The sequence below is a fragment of the Streptosporangium sandarakinum genome (assembly GCF_050942225.1).
Taxonomy (GTDB): Bacteria; Actinomycetota; Actinomycetes; order Streptosporangiales; family Streptosporangiaceae; genus Streptosporangium; species Streptosporangium nondiastaticum.
In genome coordinates this window covers 2,333,424-2,359,286 of sequence record NZ_CP192034.1, presented here as the reverse complement: position 1 = coordinate 2,359,286, position 25,863 = coordinate 2,333,424, and the positions used below count along the sequence as shown (strand labels likewise).

Here is a 25,863-nt window from a genome sequence, read left to right as displayed (position 1 = left end):
GGACCACGTGGGGCAGCCGGGGCGCGGTGAGGAACTCGCGGGCGAGCCGGGCGGCGACGGCCTCGCCGCCCGAGCCCCGTCCCGCCCCGGCCCCGATCCGGGCGCCGGGAACGGCGGCCGTGCCCGCGTCCGTGTTCGTGTTCGTGTTCGTGTTCGTGTTCGTGTTCGTGTTCGTGTCCGGGAGCGTCCCGGCGATGACCGCGCCGGTGGCCGAGACGACCGCGCCGGTCATCCGCAGCTCGGCGTCCATCAGCGCGAACAGCTCCTCAAGGCCCGCGCCCTCGGCGACGGCGGCGACGATCCGGCGGTGGCGGCCCAGGGCGTCGCGCAGCTCGGCGTGCCGGGGGGTGATCGTCTCGGCGACGGTCCGGAAGGAGACCTCGACCGGCACCTCCATCAGCGGCAGGTCGTACTCCCGGCACGCCCGCACCAGGTCGTCGGGGACGGCGCCGAGCCAGGCCCGGCCGGCGCCGAGCGCGGCCACCCCGGCCTCGACCAGGCGGCGCACGAACCGTTCGGAGTCCTCGGGGCGGGTGCGCCACATGAGCCCGGAGAGCACCAGCTCGCCGGGCGACAGGTAGCGTCCCGGGTCGGGCAGGTCGGTGATCTGCACGCCGGTGAAGCTCCGGTCCAGGTGTTCCTCGCCCGCGAGGAGGGTGAGCCGGAGCTCCTCGACGGCGAGCAGGTCACGTATCCGCATAATTGGATGAAACTACAAGAACCGCCGGTGGGCCCGTCCGGGGTTTCGTCGTGTCCTTGCCTGTCCGGACCCCGTTCCTGCTGCTGTACTGCAGGAATGAGCGGCACCGAGACCCGGCCGGACCGGGGTCAGAGCCGGGAGCGCGGGCACGGTCCGGGCGTCGGGCGTGATCTGGGCATCGGGCGCAGCGCGCCGCGCCCCGACGGGACGCTGAAGGTGACGGGCGAGTTCGCCTACTCCTCCGACCTCTACCTCGCGGACATGGTGTGGGGGGCGACGCTGCGCGGCCCGCATCCCTCGGCCCGGATCCGCTCCGTCGACGTGGGCCCGGCGCTGGCCATGCCCGGCGTCCTGGCGGCACTGACCTGCGAGGACGTTCCGGGCGAGCTGTTCTACGGCCTGGACCGGCGCGATCAGCCGGTCCTGGCGGCCGACCGGGTCCGCTACCAGGGCGAGCCGGTCGCGATCGTCGCCGCCGACCATCCGGAGCGGGCACGGCGGGCGGCCGCGGCGATCGTCGTGGACTACGAGGTCACCGAGGCGGTCACCGACCCGCGCCGGGCCGTCTTCGACCCGTCCTGCCCGGCGGTCCACGACGGCGGCAACGTGGTGCGCCACCAGCCGGTCCGGGTCGGCGGCGACTTCACCGCCCCGGTGGTGGTCACCGGGGAGTACGAGGTCGGCATGCAGGACCAGGCGTTCCTGGGGCCGGAGTCGGGGCTGGCCGTACCGGCCGAGGACGGCGGCGTGGACCTGTTCGTCGCCACCCAGTGGCTGCACGTGGACCGCGACCAGATCGCGCCCTGCCTGGGCCTGCCACCGGAGCTGGTACGGCTGACGCTGGCCGGGGTGGGCGGCGCGTTCGGCGCCCGCGAGGACCTGTCCATGCAGGTCCACGCGTGCATGCTGGCGCTGCGCACCGGGCGGCCGGTGAAGATGGTCTACAGCCGCCAGGAGTCGTTCTTCGGCCACGTCCACCGCCACCCGGCCCGGATGCGCTACGAGCACGGCGCGGACCGCGACGGCAGGCTGCGGTACGTCCGGGCGGAGATCCTGCTCGACGGCGGCGCCTACTGCTCCTCCACCCCCGCGGTCGTCGGCAACGCGGCGTCCCTCGGGGTGGGACCGTACGAGGTGCCGAACGTGTGGATCGACGCCTACGGCGTCTACACCAACAACCCGCCCTGCGGGGCGATGCGCGGGTTCGGCGCGGTGCAGGCGTGTTTCGCCTACGAGTCGCAGATGGACCGGCTGGCCGAGGCGTGCGGGCTGTCCCCGGTCGAGATCAGGGTGCGCAACGCGGTGTCGCAGGGGTCGCGGCTGGCCACCGGGCAGGTGATCGACTCCCCCGCGCCGCTGGCGGGCATGCTGCGCGAGCTCGCCGCCATGCCGCTGCCCCCTGAACCGTCCCGTACGGCCGGACCGGTCGCCGTGCCGCCGCCCGCCGAACCGGCCCGTGCGGCGGCCGTGACCGCGACGAGCGTCCCGGACGCGGCGAGCGTCCCGGACCCGGGCGCGGCGGCCACGCCGGACCTGCTGGACCTGCCCGGCGGCGTCGCGCAGACCACCCACGGCGAGGGCGTACGGCGCGGCGTCGGATACGGCGTGGGCATCAAGAACATCTGCTTCTCCGAGGGCTTCGACGACCACTCCACCGCCCGGGTCCGGGTGGAGCTGCTCGGCGGCGAGCCGCACGTCCTGGTGCGCACCGCCGCCGCCGAGGTGGGGCAGGGCCTGGTGACGGTTCAAGAGCAGATCGCCCGCACCGAGCTGGGCGTCGAACGGGTGACGGTCGCGCAGGCGGACACGACGGTCGGCTCGGCCGGGTCCACCTCGGCGTCGCGCCAGTCCTACGTCACCGGGGGCGCGGTACGGGCGGCCTGCCGAGCCGTACGGGAGCGGCTGGCGGCCCTGCGGGCGGACGGGGAGACCCTGGCGGAGACGCTGGAGCGGGCCGGGGCCGTCGAGGAGACCAGGGTCTACCGGCACCGGCCGACCTTCCCGATGGACCCGGTCACCGGCCAGGGCGACTCCCACGCCCAGCTCGCGCTGTGCGTGCACCGCGCCGTGGTGGACGTCGACGTCGAGCTGGGCCTGGTCAAGGTGGTGGAGCTGGCGGCCGTGCAGGACGTGGGCCGGGTGCTGAACCCGATCGCCCTGGAGGGACAGATCCACGGCGGCTCGGCGCAGGGGCTGGGGCTGGCCCTGATGGAGGAGGTCCAGGTCGCGGACGGGCGGGTGCTCAACCCGTCCTTCACCGACTACCTCATCCCCACGATCCTCGACATGCCGCCCATGCGGGTGTCGGTCCTGGCCAACCCCGACCCGCACGCCCCGTACGGCCTGCGGGGCGCGGGCGAGCCCCCGACGCTGTCGTCCACCCCGGCGGTGGCGGCGGCCGTGCGGGCGGCCACCGGGCTGCGGCTGCCCCGCGTGCCGATCCGCCCCCACGACATCGCGATGGGCGGAAGCCGGTACGGTAACTGGGCGGGGGACCGGTCACTCTGACATAGCACTCAAGTAGCGAAAATCCGGTCATTCCTGTTCGAAAGGGATTTCATGGACCGGTTCTTCGAGCTGACGGCGCGCGGGTCGACGGTGGGCCAGGAGGTCAGGGGCGGCCTGACCACATTCATGGCGATGGCCTACATCATCCTGCTGAACCCGCTCATCCTGGGCGGCGCCACCGACGTCACCGGGGCGAAGCTGTCGATCCCGCAGCTCACCACCTCCACCATCGTCGCCGCGGCGGTGAGCACGATCCTGATCGGCCTGGTGGGCAACGCCCCCTTCGGCGTGGCGGCCGGGCTGGGCCTGAACGCCGTGGTGGCCTACCAGGCCGCACCGTACATGACGTGGGCGCAGGCGATGGGGCTGGTCGTGCTGGAGGGTGTGGTCATCATCCTGCTGGCCGTCTCCGGGGTGCGCCGGCTCATCATGAACTCGATCCCCCTGGCCCTGAAACACGCGATCAGCGTGGGCATCGGCATGTTCATCGCGCTGATCGGGCTGGTGGACGCCGGTTTCGTCGGCAAGGGCACGGGATCGCCGGTGCAGCTCGGCACGACCGGTCACCTGACGGGCCTGCCGGTGGCGGTGTTCTGCTTCGGCCTGCTGCTGGTCATCGTGCTGTTCGTCCGCAAGGTGCCTGGGGCCATCCTGATCGCCATCGTGGTCACCGCCGTGCTGGCGATCGTGGTCAACAGCGTGGCGAAGATCGACCCGGCGAGCTGGGGCGTCGTGGTGCCGAAGATCCCCGAAGGCGTGGTGGCCATGCCCGACTTCGGGCTGATCGGCAACATCGACCTGTTCGGCGGGTTCGCCCGGGCCGGGGTGGTGACCGCGCTGGTCGTGCTGTTCACGCTGGTGCTGTCGGGGTTCTTCGACGCGATGGGCACGATCATCGGGGTCAGCGACGAGGCCGGACTGGTCGACGCCGAGGGCCGGGTGCCCCGGCTGGGCGCCATCCTGACCGTGGACGGCGTGTCCGCCGCGGTCGGCGGCTTCTCCAGCGCCTCGGCGAACACGGTGTTCGTCGAGTCGGCGGCCGGGGTCGGCGAGGGCGCCAGGACCGGCCTGGCGGCGGTGACCACCGGCGGCGTCTTCCTCGTGACGATGTTCTTCACCCCGCTGTCGTCGGTCGTCCCGGCCGCCGCGGCGGCCCCGGCGCTGGTGCTGGTGGGCGCGCTGATGATGACCCAGGCCAGGAACGTGCCGTGGGACGACCTGGCGCTGGCCGTCCCGGCGTTCCTGACGATCATCCTGATGCCGTTCACCTACAGCATCACCAACGGCGTCGGCGCCGGCGTGATCAGCTACACGGTCATCCAGGCGGCGCTCGGCCGCTCCCGCAGCATCCCGTGGCTGCTCTGGGTGGTCTCGCTGGTCTTCGTGGCCTACTTCGGCATCGAGGGCATCCGGGCACTGGTCGAGTAGGCGTCCCGCCGGGGGCGGCGCACCGACGTGCCGCCCCGCCCGGCCGGCCGGCCGGTTCGGATGGCGCGGCACGCCCCGGGGGCGGCGGGTCAGTTCCCGGTCTCGCAGGTGACGCCGTCGCCGTCCACGTCCTTGTACCAGCCGTACTCGACGTGCACGCCCCTGGTGTAGGGGCCGTACCCGGCGTCGACCGCCTCCTTGCACGTGCGGTACCGGGGGTTGTGACCGTTTCCGGCGGGCGCGATGGCGCCGTCCGGCGCGGTGGTCCTCCCGGTGCCCGTCGCGGTGGCGGTGGAGTCCGCCGGGGCGGTGGGACCGCCCGTGGCCCCCCTCGGTGGGGCCGTCGTCGCGGGCGCGGCGGCGGGGCTCGTGGCGGGCGCGGCGGGCGGCGTCACCGGGGGCGTCGCGGGTTGCGTCGCCGGGGGCGTCGCGGGCTGGGTCGCCGGGGGCGTCGCGGCCGGGTCGGAGCCCGCGGAGTCCGCGGAACCCGGGGGCGTGAAGATCGACTGGTTCGGCTGGGGCCGCCCCGGGGGCGGCGTGGACGGGACGGTCGTGCCGGGGACGCCGCCCAGCCGGGAGACGAGGGCGTCCGCCTCCTCCTTGGTGGCGAATCCGGTGATGCTCAGGCTGTCGTCGGTGATCTCCTGGGCCACCCGCGGGGCCGACACCACCTTCTCCTGCACCACCATCGCGATCTGCTGGTTGAGCGCGTCCTTGGTCAGGTCGTTGATCAGGTCGCGGAAGGCGGGGGCGAAGGCGATCCTGACCGCGTAGCCGCCGTTCGCGTCGCGGACCGTCTCGATCTTCCGTACGGCGTTCACGCTGACCCCCTCGGCCAGCGTGTAGCAGGTCTGCCCCGCCTCGTCGGGCATGTCCTCGGCGCTGGCGCACGGGCCGGGCTGGGCCGCGAGGACCGGCGCGAAGTGGATGGGCGCGGCCAGCCGCTGCGGCGGCTTGGCGCCGAGCGGCGCGTCGGGGTTCCGGGTCATCAGGACGGCGAGGGTGGCGAGCACGCCGGTGACCAGCACGACGACGACGAGGGCGGCGATCAGGACGCCCGTGGTGAGCCGGCTCGCCCGGGGGTCGCCGGGCGCCTCGGGACCGGGGACGGCTCCAGGATCACCGGGCCGGCCCGGTCCGCGCGGGCCGGGCGGGACGGGCGGGATGGGCGGGACCGGCCCGGCCGGGCCCGGGGTGCCCGGGATGTCGTCTCCGGCGGGCCCGGGGGCGCCGCCGCCCGGACGGGGCGCGCTCCCCGGCGCGGGATCCGGGGCGCCGGAGGGCGCGGCGCCGTACGTCCCGAGGACGTCCGGCATCCCGCCTGACGTGGGGTCGGGGGCCCCGGCGGGCCCCTCCGGACCCGGTGGGCCGAGGGGGGCGGTCAGGGGCTCCGCCCGCCCCGGGTGCGCGGGTGGAGCTCCCTTCGGCGCGGCCCGCCTGCCCGGACCGGCGTGCTTCCCCATCGGCATGTCTCCGCATCCCTCGCTGTGCTCGCGGCGAGCCTACCGATCAGTCAAAGGAGGGGGTAACCGGACGGTCAAGGTGGCTTCCGGAAAGATGAGGATCCACCGTGTTTGACAACCTGTCACCAAGGGGGGTCGATTCCTTGCAGCATGTGCGTAGTGCTCTCTTTGCAGGGAACCGAGAGTGAAGGAGGACACAGGCGCGAAACCTGGAGGTGCCATGAAGATCGCCGTTCCTCGCGAGGTAAAGGACCAGGAGTACCGGGTGGCCCTGACCCCCGCCGGAGCCCACGAGTTCATCCGGCACGGCCACGAGGTCTTCGTCGAGAAGGATGCCGGAGCCGGGTCGTCCATCCCCGACTCCGACTTCGAGGCCGTGGGGGCGACCATCGTCGCCTCCGCGGACGACGTGTGGGCCGAGGGCGACCTGGTGCTGAAGGTCAAGGAGCCGGTCTCCGAGGAGTACCACCGGATGCGCAAGGGCCAGGTGCTGTTCACCTACCTGCACCTGGCGGCGTCGGAGCCGTGCACCAAAGCCATGCTGGACGCGGGCGTCACCGGGATCGCCTACGAGACCGTGCAGACCGCGAACGGCGCGCTGCCGCTGCTGGCCCCCATGTCGGAGGTCGCCGGACGGCTCGCCGCGCAGGTGGGCGCCTACCATCTGATGCGGTCCGGTGGCGGACGCGGTGTCCTGATGGGCGGGGTGTCGGGCGTGCACGCGGCCAACGTGGTGGTGATCGGCGCCGGGGTGTCGGGGATGAACGCCGCGGTGATCGCGCTGGGCATGCAGTCCGAGGTGGTGCTGCTGGACAAGAACATCGACCGGCTGCGCCAGGCCGACGTCATCTACCAGGGGCACTGCCAGACCGTCGCCTCCAACACCTTCGAGGTCGAGCGCGCGGTCCTGGCCGCCGACCTGGTCATCGGGGCGGTCCTGGTGCCGGGCGCGAAGGCCCCGAAGCTCGTGAGCAACGAGCTGGTGGCGCGGATGAGGCCGGGCTCGGTCCTGGTGGACATCGCCATCGACCAGGGCGGCTGCTTCGAGGACTCCCGTCCCACCACCCACGCCGAGCCGACCTACCAGGTGCACGACTCGGTCTTCTACTGCGTGGCCAACATGCCGGGCGCGGTCCCGCACACCTCGACGTACGCGCTGACCAACGTGACCCTGCCCTACGCGGTGTCCATCGCCGACCTGGGCTGGCGGGAGGCGTTGCGCGGCGACCCCGCGCTGGCCCTGGGCCTGAACACGCACGAGGGGCACCTGACGAACGAGCCCGTGGCCGAGGCGCACGGGCTGGAGGCGGTGCCGCTGGACCGGATCCTGGCCTGACGTCCGCCCGCGCCGGGGCCCGTCCCGCCCGGCGCCCGTTTCCGCCTGACGTCCGCCCGCGCCGGGGGTTCGTTCTCGTCCGGCGCGCGCTTCGGGCCGCCGTCACGCCCGGGTGGACCCGCACCCGGGCGACACCTGTGTCCGCGTGAGCCCCGGACCACCAGAAATCATCTGAAAGCGGTCAAACCACCGCTTTATTAACGATCTTCTTATCTGTGGCAATCTAACATACGATGCCCGGCCAAGTGTCGGGCCTGCGGAGCCCGCGCCTGGACGACCGGCGGCGGAGCGCAGTCCCCTGCCCAGGAGAAGGATCATTCATGGTGGGAAACATCGACCCGCGGGTCGGTACGGCACCGGTGCGCTCGCCCGGGTTGCTGACGGCGATGCGCCTGCTGACCCTCGTGGGTCTGGCGGTCTCCGTGTACCTCACCGTCGTCCACTACAACGACGTGCCGCTGATCTGCTCGGAGAGCGCGACGATCGACTGCGCCTCCGTCACCACCAGCGAGTACTCCAAGCTGTTCGGCATCCCCGTTCCCCTGCTGGGGCTGGTGTTCTTCGTCGGCTTCGGCGCGCTGGTCGTCCCGGCGGCGTGGTCCTCGGCCCACCCGGTCCTGCGCTGGGGGCGCCTCGCCGCCGTGATCGTCGGAACGCTGTTCGTGGTGTACCTCGTCACCGCCGAACTCGTCCTCGGCAAGGTCTGCCTGTGGTGCACGGCCGTACACGTGATCACCGTGCTGCTGCTCGGCCTGGTGCTGACGGACGAGTACCGCAGGCTCGGCAGCGGAACCTGAGAACACCTGACCACCCGTTGAAAACCGAAAATTCCCCAGGAGACGACACGATGAGCAAGAGCGCCCGGCAAGGAACCGCCAGGGAGAAGCTCGCGGAGGAGCGCAAGCGCCAGGCGGCCCGCGACAAGCAGCGCAAACTGCTGCTGGGCGTGGCCGGAGGCCTCGTCCTGGTGTCGGCGGCGGTGGTCGGGTTCGTCGTCGTCAAGAACAACTCCGGCGACGGCGACGGCGCGCCGAAGGCGGTCGCCTACACCGGGCCGCTGGCGCCGACCACCCGGCAGGAGGACGGGTCGATCCTCATGAGCAAGGAGGGCGTCGCCGGCCCCACCCTGGTGGTCTTCGAGGACTTCCAGTGCCCCGCCTGCAAGAGCCTGGACGAGGCGGCGGGCGACGCGCTGCTGAAGGCCGCCGCGGAGGGCAAGGCCAGGGTGATCTACCGCCCGTTCCAGCTTTTCAAGGCGCCCTCCTTCGCCGAGCCCCTGCCCTCGGTCTCGCGCCGCGGGGCGAACGCGGCGTTCTGCGCCCCCGCCGACAAGTGGGCCTCGTACGCCAAGACGCTGTACGCCCACCAGCCGGTGGAGGGCAAGAACGGCTTCGAGAACGCGGAGCTGCTGTCCTGGGCCCGCGACCTCGGCTTCTACAGCGCGGACTTCGAGAAGTGCGTGACGGGGATGCAGAAGGCCGCCGACATCGACAAGGCCACCAAGTACGCCGAGGAGCAGAAGGTGCAGGGCACGCCGACGCTGAAGCTCAACGGCAAGGACCTGACCCAGGAGCAGGTCGGGCAGATCGCCTCCTCTCCGGCCGCCCTGGACGAGCTCCTGGCGGCGGCGGGCTCCTCCCCCGCCCCCTCCGACCAGTAGCCGCGCCTCGGACGACACAGAAGACGACACAGAAGAGGCCGCCGCCCGATGGGGCGGCGGCCTCTTCGCGTGTCCGTGCGGACCGCGGTGACCGGGAACCGGCGGCCGGAGACCGCCGGTCAGGAACCGGCGGTCAGGAGCTCGGGCTGGGCGAGGCCGACGACTCGGGCGACATGCTCGGCTTCGGGGCGTCCGACACACCCGGCGAGGGAGCGTCCGACGCGCCGGGCGAAGGGGCGGTCGCCGGGATCGGCGCCTCGGCCGTGGTGGTGTTCACGCCGGCGCTGCAGGAGGCGCCCAGCTCGGGGGCCTGGTCACCGCTGTTGCGGTACTTGGCGATGTACTTGGGCAGGCGGGGGTCGTCGGCGCTGTCCACCTTGAGCTGCCGGTTCCAGGAGCTGAGCACGATATTCGCGGGCAGCCCCGGATAGGGGCTCATCAGCATGTAGTCGCGGGAGGCGAGCTCCTTGAGCTTGTCCACCTGGTCCTTGGGCAGGTCGGGCCGGTAGGTGATCCACACGGCGCCGTGCTCCAGCGAGTGGACGGCGTTCTCGTTGTTGATCGGCTGGTCGTAGACGGCGCAGGTCTGCCAGGCGGAGCTGTGCGCCCCGCCCATGGGCGGGTTCTCCTTGTAGGTCACCTTGGTCTCGACGTGCTGGGCGCCGGGGTAGGCGGCGGTGGTGACGGCGTCCAGCGAGGTGGTCGTCCGCACGTTGACCATGTAGAAGGCGACCGCACCGACGAGCAGGACGACGACGGCGCCACCGATGCCCCACATCAGAAAGGCGGTCCGGCGCTCCTTGCGCTTCTGCTCCGCACGCATCCGGGCAAGATGCTCCCGCCTCGCCTGCGTCTTGTCCTTCGACATCGACCCTCCATAGCGACCAATTCCGGGTCAGACTATGCCCTAGGCGGGTGTGCCAGGAATAAACAAATCACAACGTGTGACACAGCACCGATTCAACTCAATGGGTACTCTGGGTGAGCGATGGAACCCCTTGTCGATGACGCACCCAAGCCCCGGCGCCGTACGGCGGTCGCCGCGTTGGCCGGAATCCTGGTCCTGGCGGTGGCCTTCCTGCTGGTCATGGGCCGCAACACCGACCCGACCGACGCCTCCGCCGAAGCCGGGTTCGCCCGCGACATGGCCACGCACCACGCCCAGGCCGTGGACATGGCCTTCATCGCCCGGGACGGCAGCACCGACGAGGATCTGCGGCGGTTCGCCTACGACATCATCGTCACGCAGACCGCCCAGCGTGGGATCTTCATGGGCTGGCTGCAGCAGTGGGACCTGGAGCAGTCGTCCGAACGGCCGCCGATGGCGTGGATGGCCGGCGGCCACGGCCACGCCGGGTCGGCCACCGCCTCGGCGAAGATGCCGGGCATGGCCACCCCGGAGGAGCTCAAGAAGCTCCGCGAGGCCGCCGGAAGGGACCAGGAGATCCTGTTCCTGCAGCTCATGATCCGGCATCACGTGGGCGGCGTGGAGATGGCCGAGGCCCTGCTCAGGCAGTCGGACCGCCCCGAGGTCGCGACGTTGGCCCGGCACATCGTCCAAGGCCAGACGGGCGAGATCACGCTGATGACCGACATGCTCCGGAAGCGCGGCGCCCAGCCGCTGCCTCCCACGCGCTGACCGCCCCCGCGACCGCCCGACCGCCCCTTCGACCGCCACCCCCTTGATTGCGCCGCGCTCCCGCATGGCCGGTCTCCGGCCGGGACGGGATGGCGCGATCCGGCCCTGAGGAGACAGCACCCATGGTGAACGACGAGCCCGAGAACCGCCTGGAGGTGAGCATCTCGGCCGAGGTCGAGGCGGGACAGTACGCCAACTTCGCCTCCGTGTGGCACACCGAGGACGGCTTCGTCCTCGACTTCGCGGTGATCACCAGACCGCCGCAGCTCGCCAACGACCCTTCCTCCGGCCAGCACTTCGTGAGCGTGCCGACCCGGATCGTCAGCCGCATCCGCCTCCCCCCGAGCCAGGTGTTCGAGCTGATGAAGGCACTGGAGCAGCAGCTCACCGCCTACGAGAAGGAGACCGGCCAGAAGAACTGAGCCGCGGGGGACCCGTCCGCCGGAGTGGATTCCCCGCGGCTCGGCCGGCGCCGGGCGACGGCCGCCGCGGGCACGCCGTACCCTTCGGGGCCTCGCCTTTCAGAGCCTCGCCCTCCGGAGCGATGCCCTTTGAAGCGATGCCCTTCAGAACGGCATGCCCTTCAGAACGGCGCGCTCTTCAAAGGATCGCGGCGGAGGACGGTGCGGCCGTGGCCGGAGCCGTCGAAGGCAGCGCGGTCGAGGGCAGCGCGGTCGAGGGCAGGCCGATCGCCTGCCGGGCCGCGGCCATCAGGCCGGCCGTACGCTCGGCGGCCCGCGCCGCGCCGCCCGTCAGGATCCGCGACAGCTCGGCCGGGTCGGCCGACAGCTCGGCGTGCCGTTCCCGGATCGGCCGCAGCGTCTCCACCACCGCCTCGGCCACGTCCCGCTTCAGCGCGCCGTAGCCCTCGTAGGAGAACGACTCCACCGGCCTGCCGGTGCACGCCGACAGGATCGTGAGCAGGTTGGAGACGCCGGGCTTGTTCGCGGGGTCGTGGACGACCTCGCCGCCGGAGTCGGTCACCGCGCGCATGACCTTGCGGTGCGCGTCGGCCGGGTCGTCGAGCAGGTAGATCGTCCCGGCCGATCCCCGCGACTTGCTCATCTTGGCGGTGGGCTCGGCCAGGTCCATCACCCGGGCCGCCACCGGCGGATGCACCGCCTCCGGCAGCGTGAACGTCTCGCCGTACCGGTGGTTGAAGCGCAGGGCCAGGTCGCGGGTCAGCTCGACGTGCTGGCGCTGGTCCTCCCCCACCGGCACCTGGTGCGCCCGGTGCAGCAGGATGTCGGCGGCCATCAGCGCGGGGTAGGTCAGCAGCGACAGCCGCACCTCCTCGTTGCCCGCCGACTTCTCCCTGAACTGGATCATCCGCCGCATCTCGCCGTAGTGAGCGGTGCACTCCAGCAGGTAGGACAGCTCGGTGTGCGCGGGCACCTCCGACTGGATGTAGACGAGCGAGCGGTCCATCCCGCAGGCCAGCATCAGGGTGGCCATCTCCAGGGTGCGCTCCCGCAGCAGGGCGGGGTCGTGCTTGACGGTCAGCGCGTGCAGGTTGGCGACCGCGTAGACGCAGTCGGCCTCGTCCTGGAGCCGTACGGCGGGCAGCATCGCGCCCAGGAGGTTGCCGAGCGTGAGGTGGCCGCTGGCGGTGAAGGCGGAGAAAACACGTTTCGTCATGGTCGCTCCTTTTGGTGGAAGGAGGCCGTCCGCGCCCGGCGAGCCGTACAACGCGAAACGGCCGCCGGTTCACGGCGGCCGTTCGGGTGCGCAGTCAGGCTGGCAAGCGGGTCCGCCGATGTGCGGCCCGCCACAGCCCCGTGCTGCGCGTCGTCATACCGACGACCTTATCTCCTCGGCCACCGCGGCGGCAAAAGCATCCACATCGGCCTCGGTGGTGTCGAAGGCGGTCATCCAGCGCACCTCGCCGGTGGCCTCGTTCCAGGTGTAGAAGCGGTAGCGCTTCTGCAGGCGCTCGGTGACGTCGCGCGGCAGGATCGCGAAGACCGCGTTGGCCTCCACCGGGCGCGGCACCTCCACCCCCGGGATCTCCCGGACGGCGTCGGCGAGCCGCCGCGCCATGGCGAGGGCGTTGCGGGCGTTGCGCCGCCACAGGTCCCCGGCGAGCAGCGCCTCGAACTGCACCGAGACGAACCGCATCTTGGAGGCGAGCTGCATCTGGGTCTTGCGGATGTAGCGCAGACCGCGGACGGCGTCGGGGTTGAGCACCACGACGGCCTCGCCGAACATCATCCCGGCCTTGGTGCCGCCGAAGGACAGCACGTCCACGCCCGCGTCCGTGGTGAACGCGCGCATCGGCACGTCCAGCGCGGCGGCCGCGATCGTGATGCGGGAGCCGTCGAGGTGGACGAGCATGCCCAGGGAGTGGGCGTGGTCACAGACCGCCCTGATCTCCTCAGGGGTGTAGAGGGTGCCCAGCTCGGTGGACTGCGTGATCGAGACGACCTTCGGCTGGGCGCGGTGCTCGTCGCCGAACCCCCACGCCTGCCGGTCGATGAGCTCGGGGGTGAGCTTGCCGTCCGGGGTGGGCACGGTCAGCAGCTTCAGGCCCGCCGCCCGCTCCGGCGCGCCGCCCTCGTCGGTGTGGATGTGCGCCGACTCGGCGCAGACCACCGCCTCCCAGTGCGCGGTCATCGCCCGCAGCGCCACCACGTTGGCGCCGGTGCCGTTGAACACCGGCCACACCTCGGCCGCCGGGCCGAAGTGCCGCTGGAAGACCTCCTGCAGCGCCTCGGTGTAGACGTCGGCGCCGTAGGCGATCTGGTGGCCCTCGTTGGCCAGGGCGATCGCCTGGAGGATCTCCGGGTGGATTCCTGCGTAGTTGTCGCTGGCGAAGCTCTTCACCAGCGGGTCGTGCCTGCGGATGGCGTCGGTCACGTCTTCCCCTCGAACGGTACGGCCCGCCGTGCGCCGGCGGGCCGCTGTCGTGCGTCGTGCCCCCGCCCGCGGGCGGGGGACCTCGTGCGGTGCGGCGCCCGTCTCCGGGCGCCGCTCATGGATGTCGTCCCCGCGGGAACTCCGCCCGCGGGTGTCCCCGCGGGCGCTACCCGCGGGTGAGGTCGATCCTGGTGCCGTTGGCGTCGGTCTCCCACAGCGCGTCGAACGCCTCGGCGAGGTCGGTGACGTCGGTGAAGCCGGGGAACTTCCGCTCCGGGCTCGCGGCGCGCATGGCGTCGTTCACCAGGGCCTTGACGACCAGGATATTCGCCGTGGCGTTCGTGCCGGACAGCGCGTCGGCGAAGGCCAGCGTCCACGCCTCGGAGGCGGCCTTGGCGGTGGCGTAGGCCGCGTTGCCCTGGGTGGGACGCTGGGCGCCCGTGGCCGAGACGATGGCGAACCGGCCCTTCTCGCTCGCCTTGAGCAGCGGCTCGAAGGCGAGCGTGACGTGCTGGAGGGTGCGGACCAGCAGGTCGTGAAGCAGGTCCCAGTCCTCCAGCTTCGTCTCGGCGAAGGTCTTGCCGCCGCGCCAGCCGCCGACCAGGTGGGCGATGCCGTCCACGCGGCCGTGCTCGGCCTCGACGTCGCGGGCGAGCCGCTTCACGGCGTCGAGGTCGAGCAGGTCGACCGCGAGCGTGCCGTCGGCCCCGGACTTGTCGACGCCGATGACGGTGTGGCCCTTGTCGGTGAAGCGGCGGACGAACGCCTGGCCCGCGGGGCCCGCCGCGCCCGCAACGAGGATGATCATGCTCGGATCCCCTTCGTGGAGTCGATGACGTCGGTGAGCTTACGACGCAGGGCCTCGTAGAACATGCTCAGGGGGAACTCGTCGGGCAGCACCGCGTCCACCACGGCCTTCGGGAAGCCCTCCACCGGCAGCGCGTCCACCCCGCGCGCCCAGACCGAGGCCGGGTGCGGCTCGACGTAGGTCGCGACGAGCTGGTGCGCGGCCAGCCAGTGGGCGAGCTTGGAGCGGTCGATGCCGTCGCGGTAGAGCTTCTCCACCTCGGCGCGCAGGTCGGCGACGCCACCGGCCACGCGGGTCCAGTCGATGCTCAGCCGGTTGTCGGTCCAGCGGACGATGTCGTTGCGGTGCAGGTAGGCGAAGAGGAGCTGCCCGCCCAGGCCGTCGTAGTTACGGACCCGCTCACCGGTGATCGGGAAGCGGAACAGCCGGTCGAACAGGATCGCGAGCTGGACGTAGCGGGCGTGCGGCACGCCCTCGGCCTCCAGCTTCACGGCCTCGCCGTACGCGGTCAGGTCGCAGCGCAGCTCCTCCAGGGAGTAGAGCCAGTACGGCATGCGCTGCTTGATCATGAACGGGTCGAACGGCAGGTCGCCGTGGCTGTGGGTGCGGTCGTGGATCAGGTCCCACAGCACGAAGGTGTCCTGGGCCAGCTCCTGGGAGGCGACGAGCCGGGCGGCGTCCGGCGGCAGCGCCAGTTTCAGCGTGCTCGCGGCGGCGCCGCTGACCGCGCGGAACCGGGCCGCCTCGCGGTCGCAGAAGATGCCGCCCCAGGTGAACCGGGACGGGGTCTCGCGGACGGCGACGGTCTCCGGGAACAGCACCGCGGAGTTGGTGTCGTAGCCGGAGGTGAAGTCCTCGAAGGCAATCGGCACGAACAGCGGGTTGTCGTAGCGGGTGCGCTCCAGCTCGGCCAGCCACTCGGGCCAGACGGTGCGGATCCAGACGGCCTCCAGGTAGCGGAAGGTCGTGCCGTTCTGGGTGTACATCGGGAAGACGACCAGGTGCTCCAGGCCGTCGACCCGCTGGGTGTCGGGGTGGAAGGCGTTGAGCGAGTCCAGGAAGTCGGGCACGCCCAGACCCTGCTCGGCCCACCTGTTCAGGTCGGCGACGACCGCGGCGAGGTACGCCTCGTCGTGCGGGAAGCGGGGCGCGAGCCGGGTGACGTGACCGGCGATCTCGGCGACCAGCTCCGCCGCCCGCCCGTGGTCGCGCTCGACCGAGCCGTCCTTGGCCTGCAGCGGCTTCAGCGCCTCGACGGCCTCCTTCAGCTCGCGGAAGGCGGCCCGCGCCTCCGTCTCGCCGGTGGCGGCGGTCCGGGCGGCGGGGATCCGCGCGGCCCAGGTGACGAGGTTGCCCCACAGCACGGCGTGGTCGTAGTCGCCGATCGAGTCGTCGCCGAACAGGTCGGAGTCGGCGAGCACGACGACGCGGCCCTCGCCGTGCCGTACGGCCACGGCCAGCGGGCGGCCGGCCGGGTCGGCGGTGGGCGAGGTGGAGAACAGCACGGTCGCGTCCTCGGGGGCGGTGAGGACCCCGGCGCGGTAGAAGCAGGCGCGGCGGGCGCCGGCCAGCGGGTTCTCGCCCTCGGTCGCGGCGGGCGCGCCGAGGACCCAGGCGGCCACGCCGTTGTGGGCGTTGCGCGGGTCCTGGACGGTGAGGTGCTCGACGCCGACGCCGAAGCGGGCGAGCAGGTCGGTGAGGTTGCTGCCGTACTTCTCCTGCTCGCACTCGGCGAGCACGACCAGGCCGCCGCCGCCCCGGACATGCTCCTCGATCGCGTCGAGCTCCTCCACGGGGAAGACGGGGCTGCCCAGGCCGGTGGTGCGCTCCCAGCGGTCGGCCGACGGGTGGGCGATCACGAAGACGTCCTGTCCCGTCAGCAGGGCCGGGGTGATCGGCCCCTCGGTGTGCGCGGTCACGGTGTGGCCGAGGCGGCGCAGGACGTCGGCGGCGCGGGCGTAGCTGTTGTCGTCGGGGTGCCCGGGATTCATCGTCTCGGCGACCTCCCGGCGGATCGTCCATGACTCGCTGTGTGCCTCGTCGAAGAGCACCCGCGGGAACGCTCGCACGATAAATCCTCCCTTAGATCAGTCCTTGCACCGAAAAATATACACACCCTGTCCGATTTTTGGTATGTCCCTTACGGCATCCTTCGGCTGGCATGGGGGCCGCCCCGGTGGAGAGGTCGCGGCCGGACGGGGGTGCGGAGGATCGCGCCGCCCTCCGGGTGACGGGCGGACCGACCCGGCCGGAGGCGTCGCGGCCGGGTGAAGGAGAGGAGGGTTCGCGTGTGCCTGAGCGTCGCGCCACGCCGCCGTCCGGGCGTCAGCGGCCCGCCGTACCGCCCGCCGGGTGACGACGCGCCGACTCGTCAGCGCGGTCGAGCAACGCCCGGCGCTCGGGTTCGGAGTGCGCCGCGGCCGCGGCCTGCCGGAACAGCGCGGCGGCCCGGTCGCGGTCTTCCTGCCTCCCCTGCGGGCGGTGAGGTCCGCTTCGGCCGCGACGACGAGGGGATGGCCGTCCAGCGCGCCCCCGGCCCGGACCCCGGCGAGCAGGGCCAGCCCGGCCTCCGGCCCGTGCGCGTAGCCGTGCGCCACCGCGCGGTTCAGCTCGACCACCGGTGAGGGCTGGATCCCGGCCAGCCGGTCGTAGCACGCGGCGATGGCGGGCCAGTCGGTGGCGTCGGCGGAGGCGGCGGTGGCGTGGCGGGCGGCGATCCGCGCCTGCAGCGCGTACGGGCCGTCCTGTGACGTGTACGGATCGCCCTGCGGCGCGTATGCGCCGCCCTCCGGCGCGTACGGACCGCCCTGCGGTGTCTCCGCGAGGAGGCGCAGGCCCTCGGCGATCGCGGCGCGGTCCCAGCGGCGCCGGTCCTGCCGGTCCAGGGTCAGCAGGTCACCGCGGTCGTCGCGGCGGGCGTCGCGCCGGGAGTGCTGGAACAGGAACAGCGCCAGCAGCGCGGTCACCTCGCCCTCGCCGGGCATGAGCTCCCGCAGCAGCCGGGCCAGGCGGATCGCCTCGTCGGCGAACGCGGGCCGGCCGTCCGCGTTGTAGCCGTGGGTGAACAGCAGGTACAGCACGGCCAGGACGCCGGGGAGCCGCTCGGCGAGCGCCGGGCCGGTCGGCACCCGGTAGGGGATTCCGGCGTCGGCGATCCTCGTCTTGGCCCGGGTCAGGCGGCGGGTCATGGCCGACTCGCCGACCAGGAAGACCCGCGCGATGTCGGCGGTCGGCACGCCGCAGACCGTCCGCAGCGTCAGCGCCACCCGCGCCTCCATGGAGAGCGCGGGATGACAGCAGGTGAAGATCAGCCGCAGCCGGTCGTCCACGACCTCCTCCGCCGGCGGCTCCTCGGAGGCCGGGCCGGGATCGGTGAGGGCGAGCGCCGCCAGCTCGGCCAGCTTGCGGCGCTCGACCGACGCGCGGCGCAGCACGTCGATCGCGCGGTTGCGGGCCACCGTCATCAGCCAGCCGCCCGGATTGCCCGGCACGCCCTCCCGCGGCCACCGCTGCAGGGCGAGCGTCATCGCCTCCTGGGCGCAGTCCTCGGCCAGTGTCCAGTCGGAGGTGACGCGGATCAGCGCGGCGACGATCCGCGGGTAGGCGTCGGCGCCCGCGGCCGCGACGGCGCCGGCCACGGCGGCCGCGGACGTCGCGGGCGCCGTGGCCTTGGCCGTGGGCGCCGCAGCCTTGGCCGCGGGCGTCGTGGCCGCCTTGGTCGCCTTGGCCGCCTTGGTCGCCTTGGCCGCCTTGGCCGCCTTGGCCGCCTTGGCCGCCTTGGCCGCCTTGGCCGCCTTGGCCGCGGGCGTCGTATCGGTCACGCCGTCAGTCGTCCAGGTCGACCAGCGGGCGCAGCTCCAGCCGTCCGTTGCGGGCCATCGGGTGGGCGCGGGCCACCTCGATCGCCTCGTCCAGGTCCGCGCACTCCAGCAGGTCGTAGCCCACGATCACCTCCTTGGTCTCCGCGAACGGCCCGTCGGAGACCAGCAGCCGCCCGTTGCGGACCCGGACCGTGGTGGCCGCGGACGTCGGCCCCAGCACGCTGCCCTCCAGGCGGCGGCCCCGGGAGTCGTTCTCCGCCACCCACTTCTCGATGTCGGGCATGTCGCCGGTGTCGGTGTCGGGCTCGGTGTCGCTGCACACGAACATCATGTACTTCATCTTCGCTCCCAGGTGTCTCCTGCCGGTCCCCGGTTCCGGGGCTCATCAGGATGACGAACCGGCCCCCCGATTCCGGACGGCGTCACTCCGGGAAAATCCGCGCTCCATCGATCTTCCGGGGGCCGCCCGCGTCGATCATGACGACATGGCCGGATCCCCGCGGGTCCGGCGGCCATGCGGCCGTATCGTCATGGCCGGCGAGGCGGCGGGCCGCGGTCAGCCGACGCTCGGCCGTACCGCCGCGGTCAGCCGTACTGCTCCAGCCAGGCGACGATGTGCTGGACGTAGCTCTCGGCGTTCGCGATCGGCCCGCCGTCGAGCGCCGCGACGAGGTGCGTGACGCCGAACGCACGGTCCCAGACCCGGGCGCGGCGGTAGGTGTCGCCGTCCACGGCGGCGCGGACGTTGTCCCAGCCGTGTATCCATCCGATGAAGGCGGCGTCGACCGCCGGGTCGAACAGGTGGGCCCGGTCCCAGTCCAGGACGCCGACCAGCTTGCCGTCCTCGCCCCAGTGGACGTTGCCGCCGCCGAGGTCGCCGTGGACGAGGGCGTCGGGGACCTCCTCCAGGGCCAGCGCGTCGTCGAGACGCCGCCGGCCCTCCTCCCGCCATCTGGCGGGCAGGCGCGGGAGCACCTCCTCGGCCAGGATCCCCGACCAGTGGTCACCGCCGGTGTAGGTGCGCGGCGCGCCCAGCACCGCCCGGAGCTCCGCGGTGACGGGAAGCTCCCGCAGCGCCCGCAGCAGCTCGCCGATCCTCTCCGGGTCGCCTTCGCCGTCGGGCATCGCGGCGCCGTCGAGCCACGAGACGGCGACGGCCGCGCGCTCCCCGAACATCGTCACCGGCGTCAGCGGCTCCGGCACCGCGAACGGCAGGCCGGCCTCGGCGATCACCCGCAGCAGCTCGGTACGGCGCGGCAGGGCGGCGGCTCCCGACGGGCGCTTGGTGACCCGCACCGCCGCGACCCCGGGGAGCAGGACGACGTCGTGCATCCCGCCGCTGAAGAGGCGGGCCGTACCGAGCGGGGCGCCCGGCAGGAGGGCGTCGGCGATCTCCAGCAGGTCGTCGGGCACCGGCTCGTCCATGTTCCGCTCCTCCGTCAGTCCGTCGGGGTGCCGACCCGGACGCGGTTCCCGTCGGGGTCCCGGAGTTCGAGTTCGCGGCCCCACGGCACGTCCCGCGCCCGCGCGCCGAACTCGGCGGCCACGGCGTCGACGTCGGCCACCCGAAGGTACAGCAGCGTGCCGGGGCGCGCGTCACCCTCGTGCTCGGACAGGAAGATCCGCATCCCGTCCCGGGCGACCTCGACGAAAGCGGGAAAGCCCGGCTCGAACCGGTGCTCCCACTGCTTGGTGAAACCCAGCCGTTCGTACCACCCGGCCGCCGCCGCGGCGTCCTCGACCCGAAGAACGGGGATCAGCTCATCCATATGATCATCTTTCCAGACCACGACGACCGGGGTCCGTGCCATACGGCCGATCGGCCTCCGGCGACCCGCGGGGCGGCGGCCGGTGACCGCGGTCAGGGTTCGCCGCGGGCGCCGGCGAGGATGGCATCCACCGTCTCGGCGGGAGTCTGGTCCGAGGTGTCGAGCCACAGGCCCATGCGGGGCGTCTCCTCACGCAGCACGCGGTCCAGCTGCTCGATCGCCCACAGCCCGTAGGCGTCCTTGCCGCGTCCTGCCTCGCGGGCGGCCACGGCCTCCGGGCGCGGGGCGAGGACGACCACCCGGAGCGGGCGGATCTTGATCATCTCGACCGTCTCGGTCAGGAGACCGCCCAGGATGACGTCCTGTGCGACGACGGTGAACCCCGCCTCGGCGTAGGTCTCGCTCACCTGGGCGGTCAGCCGGTGCCGCAGCCGGAGCTGCCGCAGGGCCTCCTCGGACGGCTCGGGGGTCATCTCCTCCCGTCCGCCGACCACCATGCGGCGGAACGCGTCTCCGCGCACGTGCACCGAGCGCGGGAGCCGCTCGGCGAGCAGCTGCGCGACGGTCGACTTCCCCGCCGCCTGGATACCAGTGATCAGAAACATCCTCGTCTCCTCGTCGTTCCGGGGTTCGTCGCACGACGGACGCGCGAAGGACAACGCCTGCCGTCCCGGTCGGCGACAGCGATCAGAGGGCCGGTGGCCAGGAGGGCCGCGGCTCCCGGGGTCGGCGGGCATGGGACCCGGCGGCTACGGCAGGCGGGCGCGGAGCCATTCCAGGGCGGTCCGGCCCTGGGCCGCCTGGAAGGCGCGCAGGGTGGGCAGGCCCGGCGGGGCGGGCCGCCGGGAGTGGCCGACGAAGAAACCGGCGAGCGCGGCCAGCACCGCCGTCACCGCCTCCGGGTCGGCGTCCCGGGCGACCGGGCGGGCGGTGAAGACCTCCTCGCACGGCGGGCCGCCCTGCATCCGGACACTGGGCAGCATCAGCAGCAGGTCCAGCCACGGCGCCCCGACGAACGCCCACGGCCAGTCGACGACCATCACCTCGCCGGGGGTGAGCAGCAGGTTGTCGGCCCTGATGTCGCCGTGGAGCAGGGTCTCTCCCCTGGCGGCGGCCGGCCAGCCCGTCTCCAGGTCCGCCAGCGCGTCCAGGTGGCGCGCGGCCCAGGGGTCGAGCCCGGCCAGGTCGTCGGCGCCCTCGTCGCGGGCCGCGACCAGACGCCGCCATCCGTGGAACTCCTCGCCGAACCGCTCCTCAGGGGTGGGCGCCGCGATGGGCGACGGGGTCAGCGCGGCGGCCAGCCGGTCCAGGGCGTCCAGCACCCGCTCCAGTTCGGCGGCGTGCCACGGCTCGGCGGGCGGGTGGCCGTCCACGTCCTCGAACAGCAGCGCCACCCAGCCGCCGGAGTCGAAGGAGGCCAGCAGCCTGGGCGCGGGCGCGGCGTCGGGGAGCGCCGCGGCGATGCGGATCTCCTGCCGGTGGATGTCGGCGCTGCGCGGGTTCGGCTCCGGGCCGACGACCTTGGCGAACGCGCGCCGCCCGTCCGCCAGCCTCAGCCGTACGGCGGCGCCCGGCGAGAACCCTCCGGTCTGCGTCACGGCCTCGGCGACCGGCGCGCCCAGGTGGTCCTCGACGGCCAGGCGGATCTTCTCGGGCACGGCGTGCCAGGGCAGGCGGACGCCGGTGGCGGGAACGCTCATGTCCTCATCCTGGCGAAGACGGGGCCTCGGATTCCATCCGTTTCCTCAGCCGGCGGCGCGGGCATCGAAAACCACGGGCAGCGAAAACCTTTGGACAAACCGTGCGTCCGTTGCCACCGTTGCCGCCATGCGTCAGGAAGAGATCTGGGACGTCGAAACCGCCCAGCGCTATGACACGCCGGGCACCGGCATGTTCGCTCCCGAGGTCCTGGGGCCGGCCGTGGACCGCCTCGCCGAGCTGGCGGAGGGCGGACGAGCGCTCGAGTTCGCCGTCGGAACCGGCCGCGTGGCCGTACCGCTCGCCGAACGGGGGGTGCCCGTCACCGGTATCGAGCTGTCGGCTCCGATGATCGACCGGCTGCGGACGAAGGCGGACGAGACGACGATCCCGGTGATCGTCGGCGACATGGCGACCGCCGTCGCGCCGGGGAAGTACACACTCGTCTATCTCGTCTACAACACGATCTCCAACCTGCTCACCCAGGCCGAGCAGGTCGAGTGCTTCCGCAACGCCGCCCGCCACCTCGTCCCGGGCGGCCGGTTCGTGATCGAACTCTGGGTGCCGGAGCTGCGCAGGCTCCCACCGGGGCAGCAGGCCACGGTGTGGCACCACGAACCCGGCTACATCGGCCTGGACACCTACGACGTGCTGCGCCAGCACGTCGTGTCCCACCACTTCAGGTTCGACGAGAGCAGACAGGCCCGTCTGTCCCGCAGCCCGCACCGCTACATCTGGCCGGCCGAACTCGATCTCATGGCCCGGCTCGCCGGGTTCGCGCTGGAGAGCAGGCACGCCGACTGGTCCGGGACGGAGTTCACCGCCGATTCGCCGTCCCACGTGTCCGTCTACCGCCTCCCGCTGGACGGCTAGCTCGCCCGGCGGTCCCTGGCGACGCGGCACCGACGAGAGCATCGGACGACGTCCTGCCGGACGTTCCCGAACCGGCTCGGCCAGGTCGGCGGGCATGGGCATGGGCCGCGTCAGGCCGACACCGGCCCGGCCGGTGTCGCCCCCCGGACACCGGCCCGCCTCATGATCCGAGCTTCGGACAGATCCTGGCGCCGTGGGATGTCTTCGGGAACCCACACCGGTTCCGAGGAGCCCGTACTCAGCAGCACAAGGTGGTCTCCCCTCCCGTTCCGTGACACCCGTGGACAGTGGCGAGCGTCACATCGCCCGCCTGTCACGGGGATCGGGTCACCGGCATCTCCATGTCCGTCAGGCCGCCGCGCGGATGATCCACATGGTGCGCGACCCCACGAGTGAGGACGAAGTCATGGAACCCCGCATGAACCTGATGGGCAACGAGCTCGGCGCCAAGATCAGCAAGCGGATCTACAACGTCGCCCTGGCCATCGAGCAGTCATCGCTGCCCAAGGCCGTCCAGGACCTGGTGATGCTGCGGGCCAGCCAGATCAACGGCTGCGGTTTCTGCGTCGACTACCACACCAAGGACGCCGCGGCGGCCGGGGAAACCGCGGTCCGGCTCCACCTGGTCGCCGCCTGGCGCGAGTCGACCGTGTTCACCGGCCTGTCGAGCTGACCGGCCGGCGAATCGCGGCCCGGCCCGAGATCGTTCGATCGGGCCGGGCCCGCGCGGTTCGGAGCCAGAACGACGACGCCGTTCCGGAAGCCCCTAGCGCGGAGCCGGGGGCGGCGGTGTCGCGGGCGGCCGGTGGGCCCGGACGGCCGGACGGCCGTGTCCCAGCTCCCCCACCGGGGCGACGGCGTGCGACCCTCCCGCGGTGCACCGCCAGACGGCCCGTCCGCGTTCCCGGGCGACGTGCAGGCCGCGGTCGTGCTCGGGGCAGACGGGCCAGACCGTCCAGGCCATCTCCATGACGACCTCCTGCACGGCGTCGGCGACCCCGGCGAGCCCTCCCCCGCCGGGCCGGATTCCGTTGCCCTGGGTCGCCCCCCGGAACTCCACCCAGGCGTGACCGCTGTCGTCCCAGTCGGGGATGACCAGCCGCAGCTCCCCGGTGATCCCGGCGGCGCGGACGTCGCGCTCCACGACGCCGAGCTCCCGCTCCAGCTCCGTCCACAGGCCCGGGTCGAGGACGAAGCTCGGCCCGAAGCCGATGTCGCCGAGCAGCCGCCGCCCCAACCGGGCCAGGTCGGCCGGCGTGAGATGGGCGATCGGGCGTTCGACGACCTCGCGGGTGGCCGGACCGACCCGGCCGTGCTCCTCCATCAGGAAGGCCAGCTCGACGACGAGCTCCGCATCGAGGTCGCCGCCGCGCAGCCCCGCGTGGATCAGCCCGCCCAGCTCCTCGATCCGCCCGCTCCGCTCGCCGGCCCACCCGCCGCCGTGAGAGATCATGCGCGCAGTCTGGCCGTCCGGCGCCGGCCCCGCAAGGGCGGCCTTCAGGGGGACGCGACCGGCCGCGATCGCCGGCGCGCATCGTCGATCGTGACGGCGTCACCGCCGCACCCGCGGTGAGCCGGCCGTATCGTCATGATCGATGTGAACCAGGCGGGACGGCAGGCGGGAGACGGCGGGTCAGCGTTTCATCGCGCCGTCGGCGATGGCGTCGGCGGCGTTGCCGATGGCGACGCCGACGATCTCCAGGCGGCGGACCAGCTCGCGTTCCTTCATCGCCTCGGCGGTCAGCTTCCCGGAGAAGATGCGCGAGATCTCGTACTGGTACATCCTGCGGATCGCGCCGCCGGCCTTCTTGGCCTCCAGGGCGTCCTCGATCACCGCCGCGGGCCTGGCGGACAGGCCGGTCACCGCGTTCTCCAGCGCCTCGATGCCGACGATCACCTGGTCGAGCAGCGGCGAGAAGCGGATCTGCTCGGGCACCCGGTACAGGTGCGACTCCCGGACGAAGTCGCGCAGCGAGTCGAGCACGTCGTCGATGGCGCGCGACAGCCGGTACAGGTCCTCCCGGTCGATGGGCGTGACGACGGCGTCGGTCAGCTCCGCCACGAGCCGCCGGCGCTCCTCGTCGCCCAGGTGCTCGATGGCGCGCATCCGCTCGTGCGCGCCGGCCCTGCCGACCTCTCCCCCGATCATGGACAGGGCCAGCCAGGCGCCCTTCTTGGTGGCCTCCAGCTGGCCGATCAACGCGTCGGCGAGCGTGCTGTCCATCCGGCCGGTCAGCAGGTCGCGGATCCGCCGCAGCCGCCGCCTCACAGCCCGGCCCCCCTCTCCGCCAGCCGTACGGCGAGCGCCACCACCCCGGCCAGCAGCCCGCCGGCGGGCAGGGTCAGCGCCCAGGCGACGACGATCCTGAGCGCGGCGGGCCAGCGGACCCTGCCGCCGCCCCGGGAGACGCCCGCCCCGATCAGGGCGCCGGCGATGGCCTGCGTCATGCTCACCGGCATCCCCGCCGCGGCGCAGCCGACCACCGCGGCGCCGGAGGCCAGCTCGGCGGCGACGCCGTGCAGCGGCCGGGAGACGATGATCTCCCGGCTGAGCGTACGGCCGGCCCGGGGCAGGCCGTACAGCGTCCCGGCGGCGAACAGGGCGGCCGCGGCGGACGTGACGGACAACGGGGCCCGGGAGACGCCCAGCGCGATCATGAAGACGGAGAGCATCTTCTGTCCGTCGTTGGCCGCGTAGGCGACGCACTGCAGGGCGAATCCGGCCAGGTGCCAGCGGCGCAGGCCGCGCCGGGTGGCGAGGCCCAGCAGCCGCGCCACGACCCAGGCGACCAGCGCCCCGACGAACGGCGCGGCCAGGGCGACGGCCAGGACCAGTGCGACCGCCCCGCCGGAGACGGGCAGCCCCCAGCCGATGCCGGCGCCGGCCAGGCCGCCGACGACGGCGAGCGTGAGGCTGGTCGGGCGGCCCGAGCCGCTGAGCACCGCGACGACGACCAAGGCGGAGAGCACGGCGATCGTCATGGCCTGCCGGCCGCCGGGGCCGCCGAACCCGCCCAGCCGGGTCACGAACGTCAGCGCCACCCGCTGGGAGGCCAGCGGCACGAGCACGAGCGCCGCCGTCAGGGCGAGGATGCCCGCCGCCGGGCGCACGCTGGGCAGTTTGAGGCCGGTCGCCAGCAGCGCGCCGCCGTCGTTCGCCCCGGACACGACCGCGAACACGCACGCGACCGCGCCCAGCACGACGACGTCGAGCTGCACACGTCCCCCCATCCGGCCGGCGGCGGCGCCGCGTCGGGTGGCGCGCCGTCTCTTCAAGCTTGCCCGACCGGGCGTTCCCCGACTC

24 protein-coding genes and 1 pseudogene are annotated in these 25,863 nt (G+C 72.9%); 9 read left to right on the top strand and 16 right to left on the bottom strand.

Annotated elements, in window-relative coordinates:
- Positions 1-409: 409 nt before the first annotated feature.
- Positions 410-700 (bottom strand): annotated as a pseudogene (locus ACQP10_RS11105) (PucR family transcriptional regulator ligand-binding domain-containing protein); the annotation flags it as partial.
- Between the two features lie 96 nt (positions 701-796).
- Here ACQP10_RS11105 and ACQP10_RS11100 point away from each other — a divergent pair.
- Both ACQP10_RS11100 and ACQP10_RS11095 read left to right on the top strand, forming a co-directional pair.
- Positions 797-3,208 carry a molybdopterin cofactor-binding domain-containing protein gene (locus ACQP10_RS11100; protein ID WP_433541309.1) on the top strand — a complete coding sequence of 804 codons (2,412 nt, stop codon included), beginning with the start codon at positions 797-799 and terminating at the stop codon, positions 3,206-3,208.
- Positions 3,209-3,259: 51 nt separating this feature from the next.
- Positions 3,260-4,636, top strand: a complete 1,377-nt coding sequence (locus ACQP10_RS11095) for an NCS2 family permease (protein WP_346020490.1) — start codon at positions 3,260-3,262, stop codon at positions 4,634-4,636.
- Positions 4,637-4,725: 89 nt separating this feature from the next.
- Here the strand turns inward: ACQP10_RS11095 and ACQP10_RS11090 are convergent, their stop codons facing one another.
- The gene (locus ACQP10_RS11090; RefSeq protein WP_433541308.1) at positions 4,726-5,952 is read right to left on the bottom strand and encodes a SecDF P1 head subdomain-containing protein; all 1,227 of its coding nucleotides are present in this window, start codon (positions 5,950-5,952) and stop codon (positions 4,726-4,728) included.
- 367 nt (positions 5,953-6,319) lie between these two features.
- Between ACQP10_RS11090 and ald the strand changes: the two genes are divergently transcribed.
- From ald to ACQP10_RS11075, 3 genes are all read left to right on the top strand, one after another.
- Positions 6,320-7,435 (top strand): alanine dehydrogenase, encoded by a 1,116-nt coding sequence (ald, locus tag ACQP10_RS11085; RefSeq protein ID WP_346020492.1) that lies wholly within the window; start codon positions 6,320-6,322, stop codon positions 7,433-7,435.
- Positions 7,436-7,755: 320 nt separating this feature from the next.
- Positions 7,756-8,232, top strand: a complete 477-nt coding sequence (locus ACQP10_RS11080; RefSeq protein ID WP_389997699.1) for a vitamin K epoxide reductase family protein — start codon at positions 7,756-7,758, stop codon at positions 8,230-8,232.
- Positions 8,233-8,282: 50 nt separating this feature from the next.
- On the top strand, positions 8,283-9,095 hold the full coding sequence (locus ACQP10_RS11075; protein ID WP_346020494.1) for a DsbA family protein: 813 nt from the start codon (positions 8,283-8,285) through the stop codon (positions 9,093-9,095).
- A gap of 133 nt (positions 9,096-9,228) precedes the next feature.
- Here the strand turns inward: ACQP10_RS11075 and ACQP10_RS11070 are convergent, their stop codons facing one another.
- Positions 9,229-9,963: a DUF3105 domain-containing protein gene (locus tag ACQP10_RS11070; protein ID WP_389997697.1), complete on the bottom strand. Its 735-nt coding sequence runs from the start codon at positions 9,961-9,963 to the stop codon at positions 9,229-9,231.
- A 120-nt stretch (positions 9,964-10,083) separates the two neighbouring features.
- On the opposite strand from ACQP10_RS11070, the gene ACQP10_RS11065 reads away from it, so the two are divergent.
- Both ACQP10_RS11065 and ACQP10_RS11060 read left to right on the top strand, forming a co-directional pair.
- Positions 10,084-10,734, top strand: a complete 651-nt coding sequence (locus tag ACQP10_RS11065) for a DUF305 domain-containing protein (RefSeq protein ID WP_433541307.1) — start codon at positions 10,084-10,086, stop codon at positions 10,732-10,734.
- A 122-nt stretch (positions 10,735-10,856) separates the two neighbouring features.
- Positions 10,857-11,156, top strand: coding sequence for a DUF3467 domain-containing protein (locus ACQP10_RS11060; protein ID WP_218911607.1), 300 nt, complete (start codon positions 10,857-10,859; stop codon positions 11,154-11,156).
- 178 nt (positions 11,157-11,334) lie between these two features.
- Here the strand turns inward: ACQP10_RS11060 and trpS are convergent, their stop codons facing one another.
- The 10 genes from trpS to ACQP10_RS11010 all read right to left on the bottom strand — a co-directional run bounded on the left by trpS (position 11,335) and on the right by ACQP10_RS11010 (position 21,688).
- The gene (gene trpS, locus ACQP10_RS11055; RefSeq protein ID WP_346020497.1) at positions 11,335-12,372 is read right to left on the bottom strand and encodes a tryptophan--tRNA ligase; all 1,038 of its coding nucleotides are present in this window, start codon (positions 12,370-12,372) and stop codon (positions 11,335-11,337) included.
- Between the two features lie 153 nt (positions 12,373-12,525).
- The gene (locus ACQP10_RS11050; RefSeq protein ID WP_346020498.1) at positions 12,526-13,590 is read right to left on the bottom strand and encodes a threonine aldolase family protein; all 1,065 of its coding nucleotides are present in this window, start codon (positions 13,588-13,590) and stop codon (positions 12,526-12,528) included.
- A 166-nt stretch (positions 13,591-13,756) separates the two neighbouring features.
- Complete coding sequence (locus tag ACQP10_RS11045) at positions 13,757-14,398, bottom strand: SDR family oxidoreductase (protein WP_346020499.1); 642 nt, start codon at positions 14,396-14,398, stop codon at positions 13,757-13,759.
- Positions 14,395-16,467, bottom strand: coding sequence for a DUF6421 family protein (locus ACQP10_RS11040; RefSeq protein WP_346020500.1), 2,073 nt, complete (start codon positions 16,465-16,467; stop codon positions 14,395-14,397). The genes ACQP10_RS11045 and ACQP10_RS11040 overlap by 4 nt, the downstream gene beginning before the upstream one ends.
- Before the next feature lie 18 nt (positions 16,468-16,485).
- The gene (locus ACQP10_RS11035) at positions 16,486-18,219 is read right to left on the bottom strand and encodes an RNA polymerase sigma factor (RefSeq protein ID WP_433541306.1); all 1,734 of its coding nucleotides are present in this window, start codon (positions 18,217-18,219) and stop codon (positions 16,486-16,488) included.
- A 4-nt stretch (positions 18,220-18,223) separates the two neighbouring features.
- A complete protein-coding gene (locus ACQP10_RS11030) occupies positions 18,224-18,559 on the bottom strand; it encodes a YciI family protein (protein ID WP_179818646.1) in 336 nt (111 codons plus the stop codon).
- Between the two features lie 245 nt (positions 18,560-18,804).
- On the bottom strand, positions 18,805-19,644 hold the full coding sequence (locus tag ACQP10_RS11025; protein WP_433541305.1) for a phosphotransferase family protein: 840 nt from the start codon (positions 19,642-19,644) through the stop codon (positions 18,805-18,807).
- Between the two features lie 14 nt (positions 19,645-19,658).
- On the bottom strand, positions 19,659-19,988 hold the full coding sequence (locus ACQP10_RS11020; RefSeq protein WP_346020503.1) for a glyoxalase superfamily protein: 330 nt from the start codon (positions 19,986-19,988) through the stop codon (positions 19,659-19,661).
- 92 nt (positions 19,989-20,080) lie between these two features.
- Positions 20,081-20,593, bottom strand: a complete 513-nt coding sequence (locus tag ACQP10_RS11015) for an AAA family ATPase (protein WP_433541304.1) — start codon at positions 20,591-20,593, stop codon at positions 20,081-20,083.
- Positions 20,594-20,737: 144 nt separating this feature from the next.
- Positions 20,738-21,688 carry a phosphotransferase family protein gene (locus tag ACQP10_RS11010; RefSeq protein ID WP_433541303.1) on the bottom strand — a complete coding sequence of 317 codons (951 nt, stop codon included), beginning with the start codon at positions 21,686-21,688 and terminating at the stop codon, positions 20,738-20,740.
- Positions 21,689-21,815: 127 nt separating this feature from the next.
- Here ACQP10_RS11010 and ACQP10_RS11005 point away from each other — a divergent pair, with 127 nt between their 5' ends.
- Together ACQP10_RS11005 and ACQP10_RS11000 are read left to right on the top strand one after the other, a co-directional pair.
- Positions 21,816-22,559: a class I SAM-dependent methyltransferase gene (locus ACQP10_RS11005; protein ID WP_346020506.1), complete on the top strand. Its 744-nt coding sequence runs from the start codon at positions 21,816-21,818 to the stop codon at positions 22,557-22,559.
- A gap of 406 nt (positions 22,560-22,965) precedes the next feature.
- Positions 22,966-23,232 (top strand): carboxymuconolactone decarboxylase family protein, encoded by a 267-nt coding sequence (locus ACQP10_RS11000; protein ID WP_346020507.1) that lies wholly within the window; start codon positions 22,966-22,968, stop codon positions 23,230-23,232.
- Between the two features lie 93 nt (positions 23,233-23,325).
- Here the strand turns inward: ACQP10_RS11000 and ACQP10_RS10995 are convergent, their stop codons facing one another.
- The 3 genes from ACQP10_RS10995 to ACQP10_RS10985 form a co-directional block, all read right to left on the bottom strand.
- Complete coding sequence (locus tag ACQP10_RS10995) at positions 23,326-24,012, bottom strand: hypothetical protein (RefSeq protein ID WP_346020508.1); 687 nt, start codon at positions 24,010-24,012, stop codon at positions 23,326-23,328.
- Between the two features lie 180 nt (positions 24,013-24,192).
- Positions 24,193-24,828 carry a DUF47 domain-containing protein gene (locus tag ACQP10_RS10990; protein ID WP_312873029.1) on the bottom strand — a complete coding sequence of 212 codons (636 nt, stop codon included), beginning with the start codon at positions 24,826-24,828 and terminating at the stop codon, positions 24,193-24,195.
- A complete protein-coding gene (locus ACQP10_RS10985; RefSeq protein WP_399499651.1) occupies positions 24,825-25,778 on the bottom strand; it encodes an anion permease in 954 nt (317 codons plus the stop codon). Before ACQP10_RS10985 ends, ACQP10_RS10990 begins: the two co-directional genes overlap by 4 nt.
- Positions 25,779-25,863: the final 85 nt, after the last annotated feature.

Excerpts from the sequence above, each read along its gene's own strand:
- ACQP10_RS11100 (WP_433541309.1), top strand. The coding sequence starts at position 797 with ATGAGCGGCACCGAGACCCGGCCGGACCGGGGTCAGAGCCGGGAGCGC.
- ACQP10_RS11095 (WP_346020490.1), top strand. The coding sequence starts at position 3,260 with ATGGACCGGTTCTTCGAGCTGACGGCGCGCGGGTCGACGGTGGGCCAG.
- ACQP10_RS11090 (WP_433541308.1), bottom strand. The coding sequence starts at position 5,952 with ATGCCGGACGTCCTCGGGACGTACGGCGCCGCGCCCTCCGGCGCCCCG.
- ald (WP_346020492.1), top strand. The coding sequence starts at position 6,320 with ATGAAGATCGCCGTTCCTCGCGAGGTAAAGGACCAGGAGTACCGGGTG.
- ACQP10_RS11080 (WP_389997699.1), top strand. The coding sequence starts at position 7,756 with ATGGTGGGAAACATCGACCCGCGGGTCGGTACGGCACCGGTGCGCTCG.
- ACQP10_RS11075 (WP_346020494.1), top strand. The coding sequence starts at position 8,283 with ATGAGCAAGAGCGCCCGGCAAGGAACCGCCAGGGAGAAGCTCGCGGAG.
- ACQP10_RS11070 (WP_389997697.1), bottom strand. The coding sequence starts at position 9,963 with ATGTCGAAGGACAAGACGCAGGCGAGGCGGGAGCATCTTGCCCGGATG.
- ACQP10_RS11065 (WP_433541307.1), top strand. The coding sequence starts at position 10,084 with ATGGAACCCCTTGTCGATGACGCACCCAAGCCCCGGCGCCGTACGGCG.
- ACQP10_RS11060 (WP_218911607.1), top strand. The coding sequence starts at position 10,857 with ATGGTGAACGACGAGCCCGAGAACCGCCTGGAGGTGAGCATCTCGGCC.
- trpS (WP_346020497.1), bottom strand. The coding sequence starts at position 12,372 with ATGACGAAACGTGTTTTCTCCGCCTTCACCGCCAGCGGCCACCTCACG.
- ACQP10_RS11045 (WP_346020499.1), bottom strand. The coding sequence starts at position 14,398 with ATGATCATCCTCGTTGCGGGCGCGGCGGGCCCCGCGGGCCAGGCGTTC.
- ACQP10_RS11030 (WP_179818646.1), bottom strand. The coding sequence starts at position 18,559 with ATGAAGTACATGATGTTCGTGTGCAGCGACACCGAGCCCGACACCGAC.
- ACQP10_RS11025 (WP_433541305.1), bottom strand. The coding sequence starts at position 19,644 with ATGGACGAGCCGGTGCCCGACGACCTGCTGGAGATCGCCGACGCCCTC.
- ACQP10_RS11020 (WP_346020503.1), bottom strand. The coding sequence starts at position 19,988 with ATGGATGAGCTGATCCCCGTTCTTCGGGTCGAGGACGCCGCGGCGGCG.
- ACQP10_RS11015 (WP_433541304.1), bottom strand. The coding sequence starts at position 20,593 with ATGTTTCTGATCACTGGTATCCAGGCGGCGGGGAAGTCGACCGTCGCG.
- ACQP10_RS11010 (WP_433541303.1), bottom strand. The coding sequence starts at position 21,688 with ATGAGCGTTCCCGCCACCGGCGTCCGCCTGCCCTGGCACGCCGTGCCC.
- ACQP10_RS11005 (WP_346020506.1), top strand. The coding sequence starts at position 21,816 with ATGCGTCAGGAAGAGATCTGGGACGTCGAAACCGCCCAGCGCTATGAC.
- ACQP10_RS11000 (WP_346020507.1), top strand. The coding sequence starts at position 22,966 with ATGGAACCCCGCATGAACCTGATGGGCAACGAGCTCGGCGCCAAGATC.
- ACQP10_RS10995 (WP_346020508.1), bottom strand. The coding sequence starts at position 24,012 with ATGATCTCTCACGGCGGCGGGTGGGCCGGCGAGCGGAGCGGGCGGATC.